Here is a 17823-nt window from a genome sequence, read left to right on the forward strand (position 1 = left end):
GCTAAAGTTATTAAAAAAGATTCCTCAGTATTACTTTGAGATTTTTATTGAGCAGTGTGAATTTTAAGAAAAGATGATATCTAAAACATCAACATTATCAATATTCTTCTTTATTGGGATTATTCCTTTTTTACCCCTAGTTCATGCAGAGCCATCAATTTCAATAATTATGGAACAAACCACATACAGTTATTGTGAAAAATTATTCTATACAATTGAGGTTTCTGAAGTAACTGGAGATCCTGCAATAATTCACATTAGTGATGAATCAGGAAAAGGCAGTAGTGCCATACCAATAGCAATAACAGGATTACAAAATCCCATCCCTTCATTAATCCCATTTGAAGCAGAAATATTTCCATTAGGAAAATATCTCATCGATGTGGAATATTCAGGAGCAGCAACTTCTGCAGAATTTGAATTAATAGAATCAGACTCCATTTGTATTCCAGAATTAATTAAACCAATAATGGCAAACTGGCTTTCTGGAAATATCTCAGATGGATTTCTATTAGATGCATTTCAAAAATATGTAGATATTAAATTAGTAAATATTCCATTTGAAATAAATGAAGATAACGTATATGATGTAGAAGTTCCTGAATGGGTGAAAAATATTGGTTACTGGTGGTTAGAAGGCGCAATATCTGACGATAGTTTTTCTAATGCTATGAATAACTTGCTTGAAAGAAATATTATTGGATTTCCAGAAAAAATAGAAAATGAAATATGAATAAACATTCAATCATTACAACTATTGCAATAATTGTAATAGTTTTGCCATTTGCACATTGGGGATTTAGTGTAATTGGCATGCATCAATTAGAATACAGATGGGACAGCCCAGGACAGTTTAATTTTTTTACAATGTCCAATCATGGAGAAATTGAATTATGTAATACCGTGCCATTTTGGATGAGTTTTGAAAAATTTGAAATCGTCCCATATTTTGAGGCAAGTAATTTAGGTTCATTCTCAGTAGAGCCATCCACAATAAATCCGATGTCATCAACAGTACAACAGGGGATTTTTTCTTCAGAAGAATTATCAGCATCTCAGCATATTTTCATAACATTAGATTTTGAATTTGATGGAGGAGACATTAGACTAGACCCAAATCAATTCATCGTAGTTGTTAAGGCAGATATACCAATTTTAGGATTAATTCCATACTCATCTACAACTCAGATATCAGGTTTTGATTTTGATAAAATGATGAATGCAGAAGATTTGTCTTGTAATTAAATATTATCTCTGGCTTCTAGCAATTATTCCAAAAACAACTGCAACAATTCCAGCACCTAGAAATGCTACAACAAATCCCATTATTGCCTCTTTGCCCATTCCTTTTCCACTAGAACTTGATGATTGTGATGTTGGATCTAATACACATGCTCCATCTTTGAGAATTGTTCCAGGACCACATCGTTCATCTAATACACATGCTCCATCTTTGAGAATTGTTCCAGGACCACATTGGGTTTTTGGTGTTTCCTCTACAGGTGTCTCTTCAACTGGTGTTTCCTCTACAGGTGTCTCTTCAACTGGTGTTTCCTCTACAGGTGTCTCTTCAACTGGTGTTTCCTCTACAGGTGTCTCTTCAACTGGTGTTTCCTCTAGAGTTTGTCCAAATACAGAACCAATAATTTCAATAGTTTGAGTTCCAGATGGGACATCAATATTTAAAATTCTTTGAGTTAAAGTAGTTGTTTCTGAAAAATTAGCTTCATCATCATCTGCTAAAATAAAAAAGTCTTCATCTACTCCCTCATATGTTGAATCAAAGAAAGTACGATCTAGTGTAATGTCTAATGATCCATTTGATTCAGTTACATCTACAGTTAAAATTAATGAGATGAATTCAGTATCAGCCTCAATTCCAGAAACAGTCATTCCAGTTACAGAATATTCTACATCATAAGAAGTTCCATCTATATCAACAGGCATTGTTTCTGCATAAACTAATGCAGTTGAAATCATAGTAAACAAGATTAATCCAAGGGATATTTTCAAGAGAGAATTAACACTAGGTAACTGTGTGTGTTTTTCCGAATAGAGTTCCTTTACAGCTAAATTATTCATTTGTATATTTTGAATTCCAAATTGACGTTAAAAACGAAGAGACGATAATAAATCACGTAAAAGTCAACTTTTTTACTTATTTTTAAAGTTCAGGCAGAAATAATACTAGATTACGCCACGAAGAATTTGAATAATCTTTTCAGCAATTACATTTGCTGCCAATGATTGTGCCTCTTTAGTTTGAGCCCCTATGTGTGGTGTTAAAATTACATTATCTAGTTCTGCAAGTTTTGTTCCAATTGCAGGTTCTTTTTCAAACACATCTAATGCAGCACCACCCAATGTGCCATTTTTGAGAGCATTGTAAAGAGCATCCTCATCAACAACCCCACCTCTCGAAGTGTTGATAATTTTTGCAGTCTTTTTCATTGTTGACATTTTTTCTGCATCTAAAAGATGGTAAGTCGAATCTAAAAGTGGAACATGGATAGAAACATAATCAGAACTTTGTAACAGAGTGTTCAAATCAGCTTTCATCAAACCAACTTCTTTTGCAAATTCCTCATCAATTGGCACTACATCATAACCAATAATATTCATGTTTAATGCACGTGCAAGTCTTCCCAATCTTTTACCAATGTTTCCTAAACCAATAATTCCTAAATATTTTCCTCGTAGTTCAGTTCCTTTGAGTTCTTTTTTAAGCCATTGTTGATTTCTAATTGCTCTATCCCCTCTGCTAGTTTGTCTTGCAAGAGATAGCATTAAACCTAAAACTAATTCTGCAACGGCATTCATTGCACCTTCAACTGCATTAATCACACGGATGTCTTTTGTTTTAGCTGCTTCTTGATCAACATTGTCTAATCCAACTCCAACACGTGCAATAATCTTGCAATTATCTGCTTTCTCGATCATTTCTTTTGTAATTGTAGTTCGACTTCGAACAATTACAATATTAAAAGTGGAAATTTTTTCTATTATTTGTTCAGGAGTAATTTCGGGTTCATATGAAACTTTTAGTCCATTATCAATCAGAATTTTATTCAGTATAGGATCGACTTCATCACAAATTAGTACAGAGTCTTCAAATCCCATAAGAATAGAAAATGAACAACGGAATATAATTCATTAAGAAAATAAAAAGAAAAAAAGATGTTAAAAGATCAAGAAGTAAGGATTTCTGCTACTACAGGAATTACTTCCCATAATGCGACATAATCGCCACTTGCTTGCATTTCAGAAGCTACTTCATCAGTGTATAAACCGTGAATGTTTAGTGCAGGATGAGCAATACTGTTCTTTCCCATTGGAGGGACAGCATCACTTGGATTGCCTAAAGCGTATGCATAAGATGCTACTGGTGCTGGGATAACTCCTTTCTCAACTAGAACTGGGTTCAAGCCGAATGGGTCACCTGCTACAAATACTGTAGCTGCGCCAGTGTAAATTGCTGCATAATCATGGTTTACTGCTGCATATGCACCTGGTTCATCAAAGACCAAGTCAACAATCATGTTTTGTGAACCTCCGAGTAACCATGTTTCAGTTGCTGCGGATTGTACTCTATTACCTTGTGTAACTCTGTCCAAGATTTCTCCAACAATGTGGAAGAAAACTGGTTCGTTACCTTGGTTTTCAATAAAGAGTCTCACGTGTTGATCATTTTCAACAAACAAGAGTTGTGATTGGTATTGCTTGTGTTCAAGTCCATTCCATGGTTGTGCGACAAAGATGTTCTTGTTTACATCGCCATTGACGAGTAAGTTATGAGCCATGTTTGGTACATAACCAAATTGCATTCCATTAACAACTGTTGCAGTGTTTTGGTGCTTGAACATTTTTCCAGCATCATAATTACCTTCAGGTGTTAGGTACAATTGATTGTATTGGAGTTGGAACTCTAATGCGTCTGCATCGTAGAATTGTCTATCTAATGAAACTTTGCCGTTACTAACTGAAGTTTTCTCTACCATTAATTTCTTGTATCCATTAACAGGATCAACGATTGCAATTCCGTACATGCCGGAAAGAACGTGTTGATCCATGCCAATTAATTTGACACCAGAACAGTGGTATTTGAAGACACCAGCAGATTCTGCAATGTAGCAGTACATGCTTGTTTCACCAGGATTGACAGACTCGAATGCGCTAGCAGATATTTGAGATGCGTGCATATCGTTACCGTGTCCAGTAACTTCATCGGCTGGAATTGTTAATGTCATTTTTACAACATCACCTTGTGTAACTCTTAGTGTTGGTCCTGGGACTTGTCCACTAAAGGTCATGGCGTTGTAAGTTTTTCCTCCCATAATTGGAAGTTCGACACTTTCACCAGTCAAATCAAACTCGACGACAGTGCGTCCAGTTTGTGCAAGTGCACCACAATCAGTTTCTGCAAATGCTTGAGGCATTACAAGTTGTAAACCGCCCATATTACGAATTTGATCCATGACATCGACATCCATTTGGGTCATGTCAAGGGATTGTCCGCTAATTTGGGTTTGTGTGTATGTGCTTCCGAATAAGGTTGCTCCCATTACAGCTACTGCTGCAATTGTGAAGAGCATGCTAATACGCTTATTCATAAAGCAAGGACTTTACAATTCCTATATAATAATTCCCATTATTGGTACGTAATTTTTTGAAAAGATCTGAAAAAGAATGAATAATGGTGGGAAATTAGTATAGTCATCATGAAATTTAGATTAGATGAAGATTCACTTGGAAAAGTCAAAATCCCAGCAGATGCATATTATGGTGCATTCACAGGAAGAGCAATCAAGCAATATCACGTAACTGGAAACAAGAGCCATGAAAATTTAATCAAGTCATTTGTAATGATAAAACGCTCAGCAGCAGTTGCAAATATGAAAACAAAGGCAATTGATACAAAACGAGGAAAAGCAATTGTTACAGCATGTGACAAAATTCTAGATGGAAAATATGTTGATCAATTCGTAGTAGATATGATAAATTCTGGAGCAGGTACTGCGTTTAACATGAATTCAAATGAAGTTATTTCAAATGTTGCATTAGAGGTACTACATAAAAAGAAAGGACAGTATGAATTCCTTCACCCAAATGACCATGTCAACATGTCTCAATCAAGTAACGATACATACCCTACTGCAATGCATGTTGCAATTTTGATGAATCTTAAAGAGACTATTCCTGCAATTGATATTTTGATAAAATCATTATCTAAAAAAGCAAAACAATTTTCATCATTTAAGAAAATTGGAAGAACTCACCTGATGGATGCATTACCAGTGACATTAGGTAGTGAATTTGCAGCATATGTTACATCAATTACTAAAGCTAGAAAAGAAATTATCGATGCACAAAAAGAATTACAAAATGTTGCACTCGGAGGTACTGCTGTAGGTTCTGGAGCTAACACACCAAAAGGATATAGAAAAATTGCTATAGCAGAACTAGGAAAGATTTCAAAATTATCATTAAAACCAGAAAAAGATATGCAACATAGTTTACAAAGTAAATTTGCAGTAGCAAACTTATCAAGTGCTTTACGAAATTTGGCAATTGAAATTGGTAAAATTTCAAACGACATTAGATTAATGGCATCAGGTCCAATCGCAGGATTGGCAGAACTAGGAATTCCTGCAGTTCATGCAGGTTCATCAATCATGCCTGGAAAAGTAAACCCATCATTGGCAGAATGCATGAACATGATTTGCTTTAACATTATTGGAAATGATACAGCAGTTTCGTGTGCAGCTCAAGGAGGACAGTTTGAGCTAAACGTTATGCTTCCTGGAATGCTAAAATGTATGTTGGAATCAACTGACATGCTAAAAAACTTCTTGCCAATATTTTCTGCAAATCTAATTGACGGATTAACAGCTAACAAAGACAAATTACGTGAAGATATTGAAAATAGCCCTGTAATTGTCACATTGTTAACTCCAAAAATTGGATATCTAAAGTCTGCAGAACTTTTCAAAGAATCATTGAAAACTGGAAAAACCATCAGAGAACTTGTAGTTTCAAAGAAACTAATGAGCAACAAAGAAATTGATTCTCTATTTGGATAGATTATGGCAAAGATCTTTGTAGAAGCTTATGGATGCTCTGCAAGTTTTGCAGATTCAGAAATGATTTCAGGACTAATTTTGAATGGAGGGCATACTTTATCGGATAATTCATCAGATTCGGATCTAAATATCGTAGTCACTTGTTCTGTAAAAGATTCAACTGCAAATAAAATGATGTATAGGATTAATTCATTAAAATCAAAACCACTCATCGTAGCAGGATGTCTTCCAAAAGCTGAAAAAGAAAATGTGGAGAAATATTCAGAGAATGCAAGTCTACTAGGGCCAAATTCATTAGGAAAAACACTTCAAGTGATTAATTCAACTCTAGAAGGAAGAAAGCAAATTGCATTAGAAGACACTGACTTATCCAAGGTTGGACTTCCCAAAGTAAGACTAAACCCGACAGTAGGAATTGTAGAGATTGCAAGTGGATGTATGAGTGAATGTACATTTTGTCAAACCAAATTATCTAAAGGAGATCTTTCAAGTTACAGATTAGGAGACATTGTAAGACAAGTTCAAACAGAAATCAAAGAAGGATGTAAAGAAGTGTGGTTAACATCTACAGATAATGGATGTTATGGATTTGATATTGGTACAGATTTACCATCATTAGTGAACGCAGTTTCTGAAATTCCAAATGATTTCATGATACGAGTTGGCATGATGAACCCAATGTACATGCCAAGAATTAAAGAAAATTTAATTGAATCTTTTGATAACGATAAAGTTTTCAAATTTTTACATATTCCAGTACAGAGTGGAAGTGACAAAGTACTAAACGATATGAAGCGAGGCCATACATCTGGAACGTTTAGAGAGATTGTAAATAAAGTGAGAGAGAAATTTGGAGACTTTACTATTTCCACAGATATCATTGTAGGTTTCCCAACTGAAACAGAAAAAGAATTCCAAAAAACAATAGCATTACTAGATGAAACAAAGCCAGATGTAGTTAATCTATCAAAATATAGTGCAAGACCAGGAACAGATGCTGCGGAATTGGATCAAATTGATGCAGTAGAAGTTAAGCGAAGAACCAAGATAATTTTTGAGCAGATCAGTAAATTGTCAATGGAGAGCAATCAAAAATGGATCGGTTGGAAAGGCAAAGTCCTATTTGATGAAATGACAGAAGAGGGGATAAAGGGTAGAAACTTTGCTTACAAGCCTATAGCAGTTGAAGATAAGGTGGAATTAGGCCAATCACATACAGTTGAAATCACAAATGCCACTGTGAAGAGATTGATTGGTAAGATCGCAAGCTAAATTTTTTCGATCTAAAATTTGATTAAAAAAACGTAAGAAGGTTTTTTATCTAAATCAGAAAATAAGATCAGAAATGAGCTTCCAAGTTAAAGAACCAGTATTAGTTATAGGCCTGGGTGGCGTAGGCTCAAAATTAGCAATAGAAGCAAAAAATGCTCTAAATTCAGATTGTCTAGTAATTAGTAACGATAAAAATGACTTATCATCAGAAATTCCATCAGTTCATGTTTCTACTGAATCAGTAGTTAATCCATCAGTCCAATTAATCAGAGGCTCAACATACAAAGTTGCCGATGAAATAAAATCAAAAATTTCAGGTTATTCCACAGTTGTCTTAATGAGTAATTTAGCAGGTAAAGCAGGCTCAGCCATAGCACCCGTAGTATCTGAAATGTGTAAAGAAGCAGATGCAGGATTAGTTTCCTTTGCAATTATGCCTTTCAAATATGAGAAAGATAGAATTTTCAATTCAGGAGTATCACTAAAAAGAGTAAGAGAAAACTCAAAATGCACAATTGTACTTGATAATGATTCATTGCTAGAAAGCAACCCAGATTTGAGTCCAAAAGCATGTTATGAAATTGCAAATTCTGCAATGATGCATGTTGTAGGTTCATTAGGTTCTTCAGAAATATCCAATGAAACAAGCATTCTATCCACAAGCAAAAATGGTCAACATATTGAAGACTCACTAAGAGATTCACTCAAAATGCTTTATGGAAATGCACCTCCAAATTCAGTTAAACGTTCAATGTTGTATGTAGTTGGAGGAAGCAATATCCCAGTAGGAGTTATTAATTCAATTACAAACCTTACAGCAGGAATTGTTAATGAAAGCAATTCACAGATTGACATGACATCATCTGTAGAAGAATCCAAAGTTGTAATGTTATCATCAATTCAAGGAATGACAAAATTTGATAACTACGATCCTTTAGGAATGATTCCACAAGAAGATACACTTGATTGGTCAACACCAGACTGCAGTATTGATTGTGAATTAGACTTGTATCAATTAGAATAAATTTATTTTTTAAAATTATAATTTTTTGAAAAGAATTAATCTTTCTTTGGTGCTTCTTTAGCTGGTTCTTCTTTCTTTGGTGCTTCTTTAGCTGGTTCTTCTTTCTTTGGTGCTTCTTTAGCTGGTTCTTCTTTCTTTGGTGCTTCTTTAGCTGGTTCTTCTTTCTTTGGTGCTTCTTTAGCTGGTTCTTCTTTCTTTGGTGCTTCTTTAGCTGGTTCTTCTTTCTTTGGTGCTTCTTTAGCTGGTTCTTCTACTTTATCTGAAACTTTTTTGGTTTCTTTTTCAGGAGTTACTTTAGATTCTGCATCTTCATCATATCTAGAAACGAGAATGAATCCTTCATCAGTTTTAGTCATTCTTACTCTAACTTTTCGTGGAGGATTCCTAACCCCTTTTGCCCAAATTTCGCGAGCTAATTCTTCATCTATTTTGATTGTCTCAACTTTCATGTGATGTCGAGCAAATTCTCTAATCATGTTAATTGCTCTAACAGCTCTATGTTGAGATTGTGAAATTTTTACTTTACCAAGTGGAATTGTATAAACTCGTTCTAATTCTTGAGACATCTATCCGACCTCCACATCAGTTGATCTCCAAGCTCTACGTTTTGGATTGGTTCTAACATTTCTCTTTGTTTTGAGAATAATCCATGCAGGTACTGCAGATGTTTGTCTAGTCTTTTTGAGTAGACGGATTTTCCTTGGAGAGGACTTACGTGCAGCCATAGATTTTCAGGCACGAAGAGCTCTTTTTAAATGAATCTCAGGATTTTAGGCAATCTCGAATCTGTTTTAAAATTCTAGCAGAAGCTCCCCAGACAATTTGATTTTGATATTCAAATGTATACATTTCTTGAATAATATTATGAGATGGATCTGGATCCTTTGCTCCAGTTTTTAAAAATGACTCTAGTGGAATATGAAAAATTTTTTCAACTTCTGCGTTGGCTGAAAGTGTAGGGACTTTATCTACTACTGAAATAAATGGTAAAATCAAAAATCCAGAATTTAATGTTACAACCGGTTCCAATTGACCCATCACTTGTTCTGGAGAAATTTCAAGTCCAATCTCCTCATTTGTTTCACGTAATGCAGTTTCTAAAAGATCTGAATCAGCAGATTCCAATTTTCCACCAGGAAATGAAATTTCACCAGCATGAAATGTCATATGTTTTGGTTTTTCAGTCATTACAACAATTGGTTCTTTACCATAAATCACTACCAGTACTGATGCTAAACGATATTTTCCATCAGATTCAATTTTAGGATTAATTTTAGTAGAAAGGTTGGATTTTAATTCATCTAAAAGCATCGTGGTTCTTTCCTACTATTCCATATGGGTTTTGGTATTCAAAGGTTTTAACCAAGGATAAAAGAATTGAAAATATGACAGTTAGGTATGAAGCTAATCCTCCCAAAATTCTACCTGATGTAGATACAAATGAATCAATTAAAAAATTTGTAGATAAAATAAAAATTATTTCAAAAAAATGTGATGCAATTCATTTAACAGAAAATGTATTAGGTTTTCAAAGAGTATCCCCAATTGAAGTTGGTAAAATAATTAAGCGAGAAATTCCAAATTTACCAATTACAGTTAGTCTAAGAGTTAGAGATAAGAGCGAAGATGAAATTTTAGAATTTGTAAAAAATTGTATCACAATAGGATTTTCAGGAATTTTGATTTTAATGGGAGACCCATCTCAAACAGGTAAAGAAGATTCAGGTCAACTTCCAAGTACCACTGTAAAGAGATTGAAACAACAAGGAATTGATACTAAAATTGAGTTGTATCTTTCAATATCAAACAAGCCTAATTTTTCCAAAATTGGAAAAAAAATAGATGCAAATCCCAAAGGATTCATGACTCAAGTTATTCAAAACATAGAACAGGTTCAAAGTCTATCAGACAATCTAAAGGGATTTTCAATAATACCAATTCTCCTGTATCCATCACCTAAAAATGAAAAATCGGCAAAGTTTTTGAATTTAGATTTAGAATCATATAGTAAAGAATTTGAAGAGTTGTTACACAAAACACAAGAAATAACTGGAGACGTGTTACTAACATCACCTAGCGACTTTAATGGATTGAATGAATTTTTAGAAAAACTATCCAATTAAAGAACAAAATATTTTGCATCTGGATGGTGTATTACAATTGCTGCAGTGGATTGTTCAGGAATGATTTGCCCAGATTCAGTTAAAGTCATTCCAGATTTTTCTGGTTGTAATAATTTCCATACCAAATGATGTTGTGCAACATCAGGACAACTTGGAAATCCCCAACTATATCTCAAACCACCTTTTTCCAAATTTAGTTCAGTTTTGATTCTCTGATTAACCCATTCGGCTAAAGCCTCAGCAATTTCAACTGCTAGCCCATGTAGATAATAAGCATCAGTATACTTGTCTTCTTTATTCCACTGTTCAATGATATCAGCCACTTTATTCCCCACAGTTACAGATTGAAATGCAACAATATCATCATCGCCAAAATAGTCAGTAAGACACAAGTGATCTGATTTTGTAGAACGTGGGAATTCTAATTCCACATCATTCCCATTAGGATTTTCAACGAGTAATTTTCTATCTTTATTGTGACATTTGAAATATCCATAAACAATTTCAGGCTCAATGAGTTTGTCTCTAATAATTCTCATTTTCCATTCAGTGAGTAATTGTTCATGTTCATCTTGAGATTCAGAACCTGCCTTTCCTCTCAACCCCCAAGATAATTTGAATAGGGATTTTTTATCAATCATAGTCCAAACTTCAGCCATATTGATTTGATCTAATTTTAATCGAATTGGCTCTCCAACTATTTTTGGAGTAGGAGATTGAACTGGCTTAATCTCACTTTTTGGAAGAGTATCAGGATCTATTGTTGCAGTAGATTTGTCTTTCCAATTTTCTAACTTTTCTTTCCAATCAGATAGAAGTTTTGGTTTTTCATCAGAAACTAAAGTATCCATTGTTTTGAGACCTTCAAACATAGTATTACAGTAAAATACACCAGGTTCGTAAATCCCATCTTCTTTTGCAATTCGATTTATGTAATTACTGTTAATTGCAGCACCACCACAAAGGATTGGAACAGTCATATTGTTTTTTCTTGCATGTTCTACAAAGAACTTCATCTGTTTTGAAGTAGATACCAACAATGCAGATAATCCAATTGCGTCAGGTTTTGTTTCATCGATTTTTTCAATGAATTTTTGTAATGGAACTTGTTTTCCCAAATCATGTACTGTATATCCATTATTTTGAAAAATTGTCTTTACAAGATTTTTACCAATATCATGAACATCTCCATAAACAGTACCCAAAACAAGTACTCCCTTGCTTGTTCCCTCCTCTTTTACTAGATATTTTTCCAGTTCGCCAACTGAGGCTTTCATACATTCCGCAGACTTGAGAACAAAAGGTAAGATTAATTCTCCTGAACCAAATTTATCGCCAACCTCTTTCATTGCAGGAAGTAAATCTTCGTTGAGAGTTCTAATGGCACCTTCATGTGTAACTTCTTTTGGAGCATCAAGGGAGAGAACCCCATCAATATCTTTGATAATATCATCTTTCCCAAGTTTCTCTGCAATTGCAGATACAACATCATTTTGAATTCCATCTTTGAGTCTATTTACAATTCTAAAATTCGCACGTTTTCCTGCAGGCCAGGATGGATCAACATCAACTTTCTTTGAAGCAGTACCAACTTGAGATCCTAGATTTTCAAAATATGTAATCAAATCAGATAATGCATCAGGATGCGTGTTAAAGATAAGATCATCTACAAGTTTTCTCTCCTTTTCATCAATTTCACCATAAGGAATAATCTCTTTTGCATTAACTATTGCAGAATCAAGACCAGCTTTAACTGCATGATACAAGAATGCCGAATTGAGAATTTTTCTAGCATAGGGTGCAAGACCAAAGCTGATGTTACTAAGACCCAAAGTTGTGAAACAATTTGGAAATTTTTCTTTAACTAGCCTAATTCCTTCTAGAGTATTTTTTCCTGCATCAAGGAATTCATCTTCCCCTGTGGCCAAAGTAAATGTAAGAACATCAAAAATAAATTGTTCAATTTTTAATCCATATTTTTTTCCTGTTTCATAAAGTAATTCTGCAGTATCAACTTTTTGTTGAGAAGTTTTAGCCATTCCTTCAGGGCCAATACACAATGCAATTGCAGGTAAACCATACTTTGCCATGATAGGAGCTAGTTTTTCAAATCTACTTCCATCGCCTTCAAGATTTATTGAATTAATTATAGGTCTTCCAGGTATCTGTATTACAGACGCTTCAATGACTTCAGGATCTGTAGAGTCAATTACTAGTGGTGCATCAATTTCTAAGCTTAATCGTTTTACTAAATTTAACATAAACTCTTTTTCATCTGCACGTTCCGTAGTTGCAACACAAACATCAAGACAATGTGCACCGTCCTCAACTTGTATTCTCCCCAAATCAACCAAGCCCTCATAATCATCTTCAAGAACCATTTTCTTTGCTTTACGAGAACCTTGAGTATTGATTCTCTCACCAATAATCAAAGGAGCAGGAACTTGTTTTAGATCAACTGCTTTCAATGCCGAACTAACTCTTGGAACTGTCAATATTGTAAAATCACACCTATTTTCGTAAATACTTAACCCTCAATAGAACTGGTTTTTTCGTCAATTACTTTCCTCAAGGCCCTGATGTGTTCAGGATTTGTTCCACAACAACCACCAATAATTCGAACTTTTTTGTATTGAGTAAGAAAATCACCTAAGGCATTACCCATTTTTTCAGGAGTCATTTTGTAAACTGCTTGCCCTCCATCGTTTTCAGGCATACCTGCATTTGGAACAACCAATATGCTATGTTCATTTTGCTCATCTAGCCACTGAACACTAGGATTCATCTCGATAGGTCCAGTGGAACAATTTAATCCAAAAATATCAATTCCCATATCAGAAACAGTTGTGTATGCAGCTTGGACATTTGTGCCAAGTAGCATTTTTCCGTATTGATCCAATGTAGTATTTGCAATAATTGGAACTTTTTTACCAGTTTTTTTAATCGCATTATGACATGCCTCTATGACAAGTTTGATTTCTAAAAGATCTTGGCTTGTTTCAATCAGTAATGCGTCAACACCACCAAGAATTAATCCTTCAGCTTGTAACTCAAATGCTTCACGTATTTCATCCAGCGGTATTTGGCCAAGATCAGGATCATTAGAACTTGGAAGATAACCAGTTGGACCCATCGACCCAATTACATATCGCGGTTTATCAGAATATTCTGCACAAACTTCAGATGCAAGTAAGGCAATTTTTTTATTAAATTCAATTGTTTGATCCCCAAAACCATATTCAGCAAGTTTAATTTTATTTGAACCAAAAGAATTTGTTTCAATGCAATCAGACCCAGCATCCAAATAATTTCTATGAATTTCTTTAATCCATTCAGGATGTGTAATTACTAATCCATCATTAAAACCATCTTGATTATTAGGAAAATCTTCTGGTTGTGGATCATGTCTTTGGATTTCAGTTCCCATTGCACCATCAAATAATAATACACGATTTTTCATTGCATCAAGGAACGGCTCTTTTTCGGTCAACCTAATTTCAAAATATTTTAACACAGTTTAACTCTTTTCAGAAAAAATAACCATATGTTGTGGTATTGATACGTATGTTGAAATTAGGTGGGTGAGAATTTTTTTGTACATTTATGCAAAAGACATCAGTCAATAATCTAGTTCGTAGTGCCACATTTTTTCAGCATGCTGGAATTTCCATAATCTTTGTTTTCATGCCTATTATTGCAAAAGGAGTTACAGATTCTATTTTTGAAATTGGGCTACTAGTAGCATCATTTAGTTTTGCTCAAATTTTATCTGAAATCTACTTTGGAAGACATTCAGATAAGAAAGGAACCAGGCTCAAATTCATCAGAATTGGGTTCATTGGATGTGCCATTGCCTTTGGATTACATTATTTTGCAGATGATCTTGGCTTGTTTTTCTTGGTGAGAATTGCAGCTGGGGTTGCAAGTGGAATTATGATTCCTGCAATGATTGCATATACCTATGAGGCAAATATTGATAAAAAAAGAGCAGCAACAGTAATCTCATTTCATGCTCTAGGATGGCTTGCAGGAATTGCAGCTGCTGGAATTGCAAATGATCTTAAATTAATTTTCTTGTTAAGTGCTGCTTCATTTTTAATTGGATTGTTATTTACAATTAAACTCCCAAATCCTGAACAAGTAAAAGAGATTACTCCAGGAACCACTAAAAAAGTAATATCAAAAAATAAATTTCTATTCTTATCACTATTACTAAGACATATTGGTGCAGCAGCAGTATGGGTAATTCTTCCTATAATGATTGTAGAAAAGTTAGGAGGGGAAATATATCATATTTCAATAGTATACATAGCAAATACACTGACTGCATTTATTTTGATGAATGTGATGGCAAGTAAAATTCATCTATCCAATGTAACAAAATTTAAAATTGGAATTGGAGGTACAACGTTTGTTTTTGTAGGTTTGTCTGTAGTTACAGAATGGTGGATGGCAATGCCATTCATGTCATTAGTTGGAGCAACATGGGCATTTTTGTTTATTGGTGGAAACTTTCACTTGATGGAAAATAATCCTCGCTCTACATCTACTGGAATATTTAGTTCAACTTTATCAATTGCAACAGTAATTGGTCCCGTAGTAGCCGGAGCAATTGCATATACTTTTGATTATGTTGCCGTAATGTATTTTGCAATTGCAATAATCATTTGTGCATTTGTAGTATCATTGAAAATTAAAAAATAAAAAAACTATCTCAGTCCCCAACGAGACATTACTTTGTTTTCAACCCTTTTGAAAATCACACCATCAACTGCAAGACCAATTCCCATTATTACCACCATGATTCCAATTACTTGAGATACATCATTTAAGGAACGACCAGCATTAAGCAAGAACCCCAAACCTAGGAACGAAAATAGGATTTCTGCACCAATAACACCCCTCCAAGCAAATGCCCAGCCTTGTTTAAAGCCTGAAATCATGTATGGGAAGGCAGCAGGGATTAATACCGCAGTAATCAATTGACTTCCCTTTGCACCCATATTTCGAGCAGCCTCAATAAAGTGCGGATTAATATTTTTGACTCCAGTATAGGTGTTAATTGTAACTGCAAAAATTGCGCCAATTGCAGTGACAAAGATTATTCCACCATCAGTTAATCCAAACCAGAGTATAGCCAAAGGAACCCATGCAATTGATGGGATTGATTGTAATCCTAAAACTAGAGAACCAACAGTTTGATTGATTACCTCTACCCTTGCCATAAATATTCCAAGTACAATTCCTCCACCAATAGCTATTCCCAATCCAATAGCTAATCTCCACATACTAGTTGCTATTCCATATAACAAACTACCATCAGATACACCATAAGCTAAATCTTCTGCTACCTCATATGGAGAAGGAAATATGTTGTCAGGCCAAATTCCGACCATGGAAATAATTTGCCATACTGCAATAATTCCAATGTAAAATGCAATTCTGTGAGGTGTGAAATTTTTTACCATTATTATCACTCGGGTTTTTTCTTTACCTCAGGTCTAAGTTCTGCTAAAATATCTTGTTGAAATTTAAGTAAAGATTCATCGTCAGTTATTCTAGGTCTTGGGAAATTATTATCAACTTCTTTTTTAATTACAGATGGACGATTACTAAAAATTGCAACTTTAGTTCCAAGAACTGCAGCTTCAGAAACGCTATGAGTAACAAACAAAATTGTCTTTTTTGTTTTCTCCCAAATCAATTGCATTTCAACTAATAATAAATCACGAGTCTGTGCATCAAGTGCAGCAAATGGTTCATCCATTAACAATACGTCAGGATCCATCACAAGAGCTCTTGCAATAGCTACACGCTGCTTCATTCCAGTAGAAAGTTGGTAAACATAAGAGTCTGCAAATTTTGTCAATTGCATCATATCCAAATATCTATGAGATATTTTGGCTCGTTCCTCTTTTGGAATACCAGCCATCTTTAATCCAAATTCCACATTATCTTGAACCTTCAACCACGGAAATAATGCCCCCTCTTGAAACACCATAATTCTTTCAGGCCCAGTTTCAGTAACATTACGACCATCAAACAAAATTTGACCCTCATCAGGTTTTTCTAAACCTGCAACTATGCGTAAAAAAGTAGATTTACCACATCCTGAAGGACCCACTAGGCACACAAAGTCTCCAGCCTCAACTTTGAGATTAATGCCTCCAAGAGCTTTGAGTTTGTGAGAATCATGACTAAAATATTTTACAATATTTTTTGCTTCAAGTTTTGTCATGTGTTATTTCCTCCTTCAATGGGATTTGTATCAAAGTAGTAAAAAATACCAGACAAATCATATCCATTTCTTCCAAGATATCCTAGAGCATTAGCCTTTTCAGCAAATGAATAAACAGAATCAGGTATTGGATCTGCAGTGATTACAAGATTAGATAATGCAATATCTACAACATCATCAGACAATGATTGTCCTAAATGAGAATTTAAAAAATTATTAAACACATCTCTAGTCTCAATAGGATTTTGATTAATCCAAGTCACCGTTTTATGATGTGAATCTAAAAAATTTGCAACTATAGTAGGATTTTTTTCTACAAAATCAATATTAGCAATTAGAAGAACAGATGCAAACTCTTGATTTGGCCACAATTCCTCTTCAAAGAATAATCTTGTTCCATCTAATTCAGTTTCTAAAATAGTAGCCCATGGTTCTGCCACCCATGCAGCATCAATATCACCTTTAACAAATAGTGTATAGATATCAGGATTTGGAATATTGTAAACGATTACAGAACCACCTTTATCAGCAGTTTTCAATCCATGTTCAGATAGATAATATCTCAATGATACATCCTGAGTGTTGCCAATTTGTGGAGCAGCAATTTTCTTTCCAGTAAAATCAGATGCAGAATTTATTTCAGATTCAGGATGAACAATGAAACTTGCACCACCACTTGCAGCTCCTGCAAGAATCTTTATGTTATGGTTTTCAGAAATTAAAAATCCATTAATTGCAGGACCAGGACCAACATATGCCAAGTCAATAGAATTAGCAAATAGAGACTCTATAGCTTGAGGACCGCTGTCAAAAACACGAGTTTCAATTGTTACTTGCTCTCCCAGATCGGTTTCAAAGAATCCTTTTTCCATACCTACTATTGGAATTGCATGACCAATGTTAGGAAAGTAAGCAATACGAATTTTATTTTCATTAGATTCAGAATTAGAACTAAAAGATATTCCCAATACAGATAACAAAATAATGCCTGCAATACTGGCAAAAATTACCGATCGAGTTTTCATAAAACAGCGTTATATTTGGCGGTTAAATAATCATCGAATTTTAGCTCAAGCTAGTCAGAAA

Annotated in this window: 18 protein-coding genes; 7 read left to right on the forward strand and 11 right to left on the reverse strand. The window is 34.4% G+C overall.

The features are described from left to right. The first annotated feature begins 73 nt into the window (after positions 1 to 73). Together C5F49_RS07110 and C5F49_RS07115 are read left to right on the forward strand one after the other, a co-directional pair. Positions 74 to 733, forward strand: a complete 660-nt coding sequence (locus C5F49_RS07110) for a hypothetical protein (RefSeq protein WP_179362303.1) — start codon at positions 74 to 76, stop codon at positions 731 to 733. Then, complete coding sequence (locus tag C5F49_RS07115) at positions 730 to 1245, forward strand: thr operon leader peptide (RefSeq protein WP_179362304.1); 516 nt, start codon at positions 730 to 732, stop codon at positions 1243 to 1245. The genes C5F49_RS07110 and C5F49_RS07115 overlap by 4 nt, the downstream gene beginning before the upstream one ends. 3 nt (positions 1246 to 1248) lie before the next feature. Here C5F49_RS07115 and C5F49_RS07120 read toward each other — a convergent pair whose 3' ends face one another. The 3 genes from C5F49_RS07120 to C5F49_RS07130 form a co-directional block, all read right to left on the reverse strand. Further along, the gene (locus C5F49_RS07120) at positions 1249 to 2013 is read right to left on the reverse strand and encodes a hypothetical protein (RefSeq protein WP_343045178.1); all 765 of its coding nucleotides are present in this window, start codon (positions 2011 to 2013) and stop codon (positions 1249 to 1251) included. A gap of 174 nt (positions 2014 to 2187) precedes the next feature. Beyond that, on the reverse strand, positions 2188 to 3120 hold the full coding sequence (locus C5F49_RS07125) for a D-2-hydroxyacid dehydrogenase (protein WP_179362306.1): 933 nt from the start codon (positions 3118 to 3120) through the stop codon (positions 2188 to 2190). Between the two features lie 68 nt (positions 3121 to 3188). Further along, positions 3189 to 4592 (reverse strand): multicopper oxidase domain-containing protein, encoded by a 1404-nt coding sequence (locus C5F49_RS07130; protein WP_179363634.1) that lies wholly within the window; start codon positions 4590 to 4592, stop codon positions 3189 to 3191. 126 nt (positions 4593 to 4718) lie between these two features. Here C5F49_RS07130 and C5F49_RS07135 point away from each other — a divergent pair, with 126 nt between their 5' ends. The 3 genes from C5F49_RS07135 (at position 4719) to C5F49_RS07145 (ending at position 8376) form a co-directional block, all read left to right on the forward strand. Next, positions 4719 to 6080 carry an aspartate ammonia-lyase gene (locus tag C5F49_RS07135; RefSeq protein WP_179362307.1) on the forward strand — a complete coding sequence of 454 codons (1362 nt, stop codon included), beginning with the start codon at positions 4719 to 4721 and terminating at the stop codon, positions 6078 to 6080. Positions 6081 to 6083: 3 nt separating this feature from the next. After that, complete coding sequence (locus C5F49_RS07140; RefSeq protein ID WP_179362308.1) at positions 6084 to 7352, forward strand: tRNA (N(6)-L-threonylcarbamoyladenosine(37)-C(2))-methylthiotransferase; 1269 nt, start codon at positions 6084 to 6086, stop codon at positions 7350 to 7352. Positions 7353 to 7425: 73 nt separating this feature from the next. Further along, entirely contained in the window at positions 7426 to 8376 is a 951-nt protein-coding gene (locus C5F49_RS07145; RefSeq protein WP_179362309.1) for an FtsZ/tubulin family protein, read from the forward strand. A gap of 35 nt (positions 8377 to 8411) precedes the next feature. Here C5F49_RS07145 and C5F49_RS07150 read toward each other — a convergent pair whose 3' ends face one another. The 3 genes from C5F49_RS07150 to C5F49_RS07160 are packed head-to-tail and all read right to left on the reverse strand — an operon-like array spanning position 8412 to position 9687. Then, positions 8412 to 8942: a 50S ribosomal protein L31e gene (locus tag C5F49_RS07150; protein WP_179362310.1), complete on the reverse strand. Its 531-nt coding sequence runs from the start codon at positions 8940 to 8942 to the stop codon at positions 8412 to 8414. Beyond that, complete coding sequence (locus C5F49_RS07155) at positions 8943 to 9101, reverse strand: hypothetical protein (RefSeq protein ID WP_008301622.1); 159 nt, start codon at positions 9099 to 9101, stop codon at positions 8943 to 8945. Positions 9102 to 9138: 37 nt separating this feature from the next. Beyond that, positions 9139 to 9687, reverse strand: coding sequence for an NUDIX hydrolase (locus tag C5F49_RS07160; protein ID WP_179362311.1), 549 nt, complete (start codon positions 9685 to 9687; stop codon positions 9139 to 9141). A gap of 74 nt (positions 9688 to 9761) precedes the next feature. Here C5F49_RS07160 and C5F49_RS07165 point away from each other — a divergent pair, with 74 nt between their 5' ends. Continuing rightward, on the forward strand, positions 9762 to 10499 hold the full coding sequence (locus C5F49_RS07165; protein ID WP_179362312.1) for a 5,10-methenyltetrahydrofolate synthetase: 738 nt from the start codon (positions 9762 to 9764) through the stop codon (positions 10497 to 10499). On the opposite strand, the gene C5F49_RS07170 is transcribed toward C5F49_RS07165, so the two are convergent. Together C5F49_RS07170 and C5F49_RS07175 are read right to left on the reverse strand one after the other, a co-directional pair. Then, positions 10496 to 12994: a methionine synthase gene (locus tag C5F49_RS07170; protein ID WP_179362313.1), complete on the reverse strand. Its 2499-nt coding sequence runs from the start codon at positions 12992 to 12994 to the stop codon at positions 10496 to 10498. The two genes, C5F49_RS07165 and C5F49_RS07170, sit on opposite strands and share 4 nt — an antisense overlap. 32 nt (positions 12995 to 13026) lie before the next feature. Further along, positions 13027 to 13989, reverse strand: a complete 963-nt coding sequence (locus C5F49_RS07175; protein WP_179362314.1) for a homocysteine S-methyltransferase family protein — start codon at positions 13987 to 13989, stop codon at positions 13027 to 13029. A 113-nt stretch (positions 13990 to 14102) separates the two neighbouring features. Between C5F49_RS07175 and C5F49_RS07180 the strand changes: the two genes are divergently transcribed. Then, positions 14103 to 15203: an MFS transporter gene (locus C5F49_RS07180; protein WP_179362315.1), complete on the forward strand. Its 1101-nt coding sequence runs from the start codon at positions 14103 to 14105 to the stop codon at positions 15201 to 15203. Between the two features lie 5 nt (positions 15204 to 15208). On the opposite strand, the gene C5F49_RS07185 is transcribed toward C5F49_RS07180, so the two are convergent. Genes C5F49_RS07185 through C5F49_RS07195 form a run of 3 tightly spaced genes read right to left on the reverse strand, consistent with a single transcriptional unit; the run spans position 15209 to position 17762 of the window. Next, on the reverse strand, positions 15209 to 15967 hold the full coding sequence (locus C5F49_RS07185) for an ABC transporter permease (protein ID WP_179362316.1): 759 nt from the start codon (positions 15965 to 15967) through the stop codon (positions 15209 to 15211). A 5-nt stretch (positions 15968 to 15972) separates the two neighbouring features. Continuing rightward, positions 15973 to 16737, reverse strand: coding sequence for an ABC transporter ATP-binding protein (locus C5F49_RS07190; RefSeq protein WP_179362317.1), 765 nt, complete (start codon positions 16735 to 16737; stop codon positions 15973 to 15975). Next, positions 16734 to 17762, reverse strand: coding sequence for an ABC transporter substrate-binding protein (locus tag C5F49_RS07195; RefSeq protein ID WP_179362318.1), 1029 nt, complete (start codon positions 17760 to 17762; stop codon positions 16734 to 16736). The genes C5F49_RS07190 and C5F49_RS07195 overlap by 4 nt, the downstream gene beginning before the upstream one ends. Between the last annotated feature and the right edge of the window lie 61 nt (positions 17763 to 17823).

Source organism: Nitrosopumilus oxyclinae, assembly GCF_013407165.1.
GTDB lineage: Archaea > Thermoproteota > Nitrososphaeria > Nitrososphaerales > Nitrosopumilaceae > Nitrosopumilus > Nitrosopumilus oxyclinae.

What these genes read in the sequence shown, in the direction of transcription:
- C5F49_RS07195 (WP_179362318.1), bottom strand. Translation starts at nt 17,762, where the DNA reads ATGAAAACTCGATCGGTAATTTTTGCCAGTATTGCAGGCATTATTTTG.
- C5F49_RS07185 (WP_179362316.1), bottom strand. Translation starts at nt 15,967, where the DNA reads ATGGTAAAAAATTTCACACCTCACAGAATTGCATTTTACATTGGAATT.
- C5F49_RS07110 (WP_179362303.1), top strand. Translation starts at nt 74, where the DNA reads ATGATATCTAAAACATCAACATTATCAATATTCTTCTTTATTGGGATT.
- C5F49_RS07130 (WP_179363634.1), bottom strand. Translation starts at nt 4,592, where the DNA reads ATGCTCTTCACAATTGCAGCAGTAGCTGTAATGGGAGCAACCTTATTC.
- C5F49_RS07135 (WP_179362307.1), top strand. Translation starts at nt 4,719, where the DNA reads ATGAAATTTAGATTAGATGAAGATTCACTTGGAAAAGTCAAAATCCCA.
- C5F49_RS07180 (WP_179362315.1), top strand. Translation starts at nt 14,103, where the DNA reads ATGCAAAAGACATCAGTCAATAATCTAGTTCGTAGTGCCACATTTTTT.
- C5F49_RS07165 (WP_179362312.1), top strand. Translation starts at nt 9,762, where the DNA reads ATGACAGTTAGGTATGAAGCTAATCCTCCCAAAATTCTACCTGATGTA.
- C5F49_RS07125 (WP_179362306.1), bottom strand. Translation starts at nt 3,120, where the DNA reads ATGGGATTTGAAGACTCTGTACTAATTTGTGATGAAGTCGATCCTATA.
- C5F49_RS07190 (WP_179362317.1), bottom strand. Translation starts at nt 16,737, where the DNA reads ATGACAAAACTTGAAGCAAAAAATATTGTAAAATATTTTAGTCATGAT.
- C5F49_RS07160 (WP_179362311.1), bottom strand. Translation starts at nt 9,687, where the DNA reads ATGCTTTTAGATGAATTAAAATCCAACCTTTCTACTAAAATTAATCCT.
- C5F49_RS07145 (WP_179362309.1), top strand. Translation starts at nt 7,426, where the DNA reads ATGAGCTTCCAAGTTAAAGAACCAGTATTAGTTATAGGCCTGGGTGGC.
- C5F49_RS07155 (WP_008301622.1), bottom strand. Translation starts at nt 9,101, where the DNA reads ATGGCTGCACGTAAGTCCTCTCCAAGGAAAATCCGTCTACTCAAAAAG.
- C5F49_RS07115 (WP_179362304.1), top strand. Translation starts at nt 730, where the DNA reads ATGAATAAACATTCAATCATTACAACTATTGCAATAATTGTAATAGTT.
- C5F49_RS07150 (WP_179362310.1), bottom strand. Translation starts at nt 8,942, where the DNA reads ATGTCTCAAGAATTAGAACGAGTTTATACAATTCCACTTGGTAAAGTA.
- C5F49_RS07140 (WP_179362308.1), top strand. Translation starts at nt 6,084, where the DNA reads ATGGCAAAGATCTTTGTAGAAGCTTATGGATGCTCTGCAAGTTTTGCA.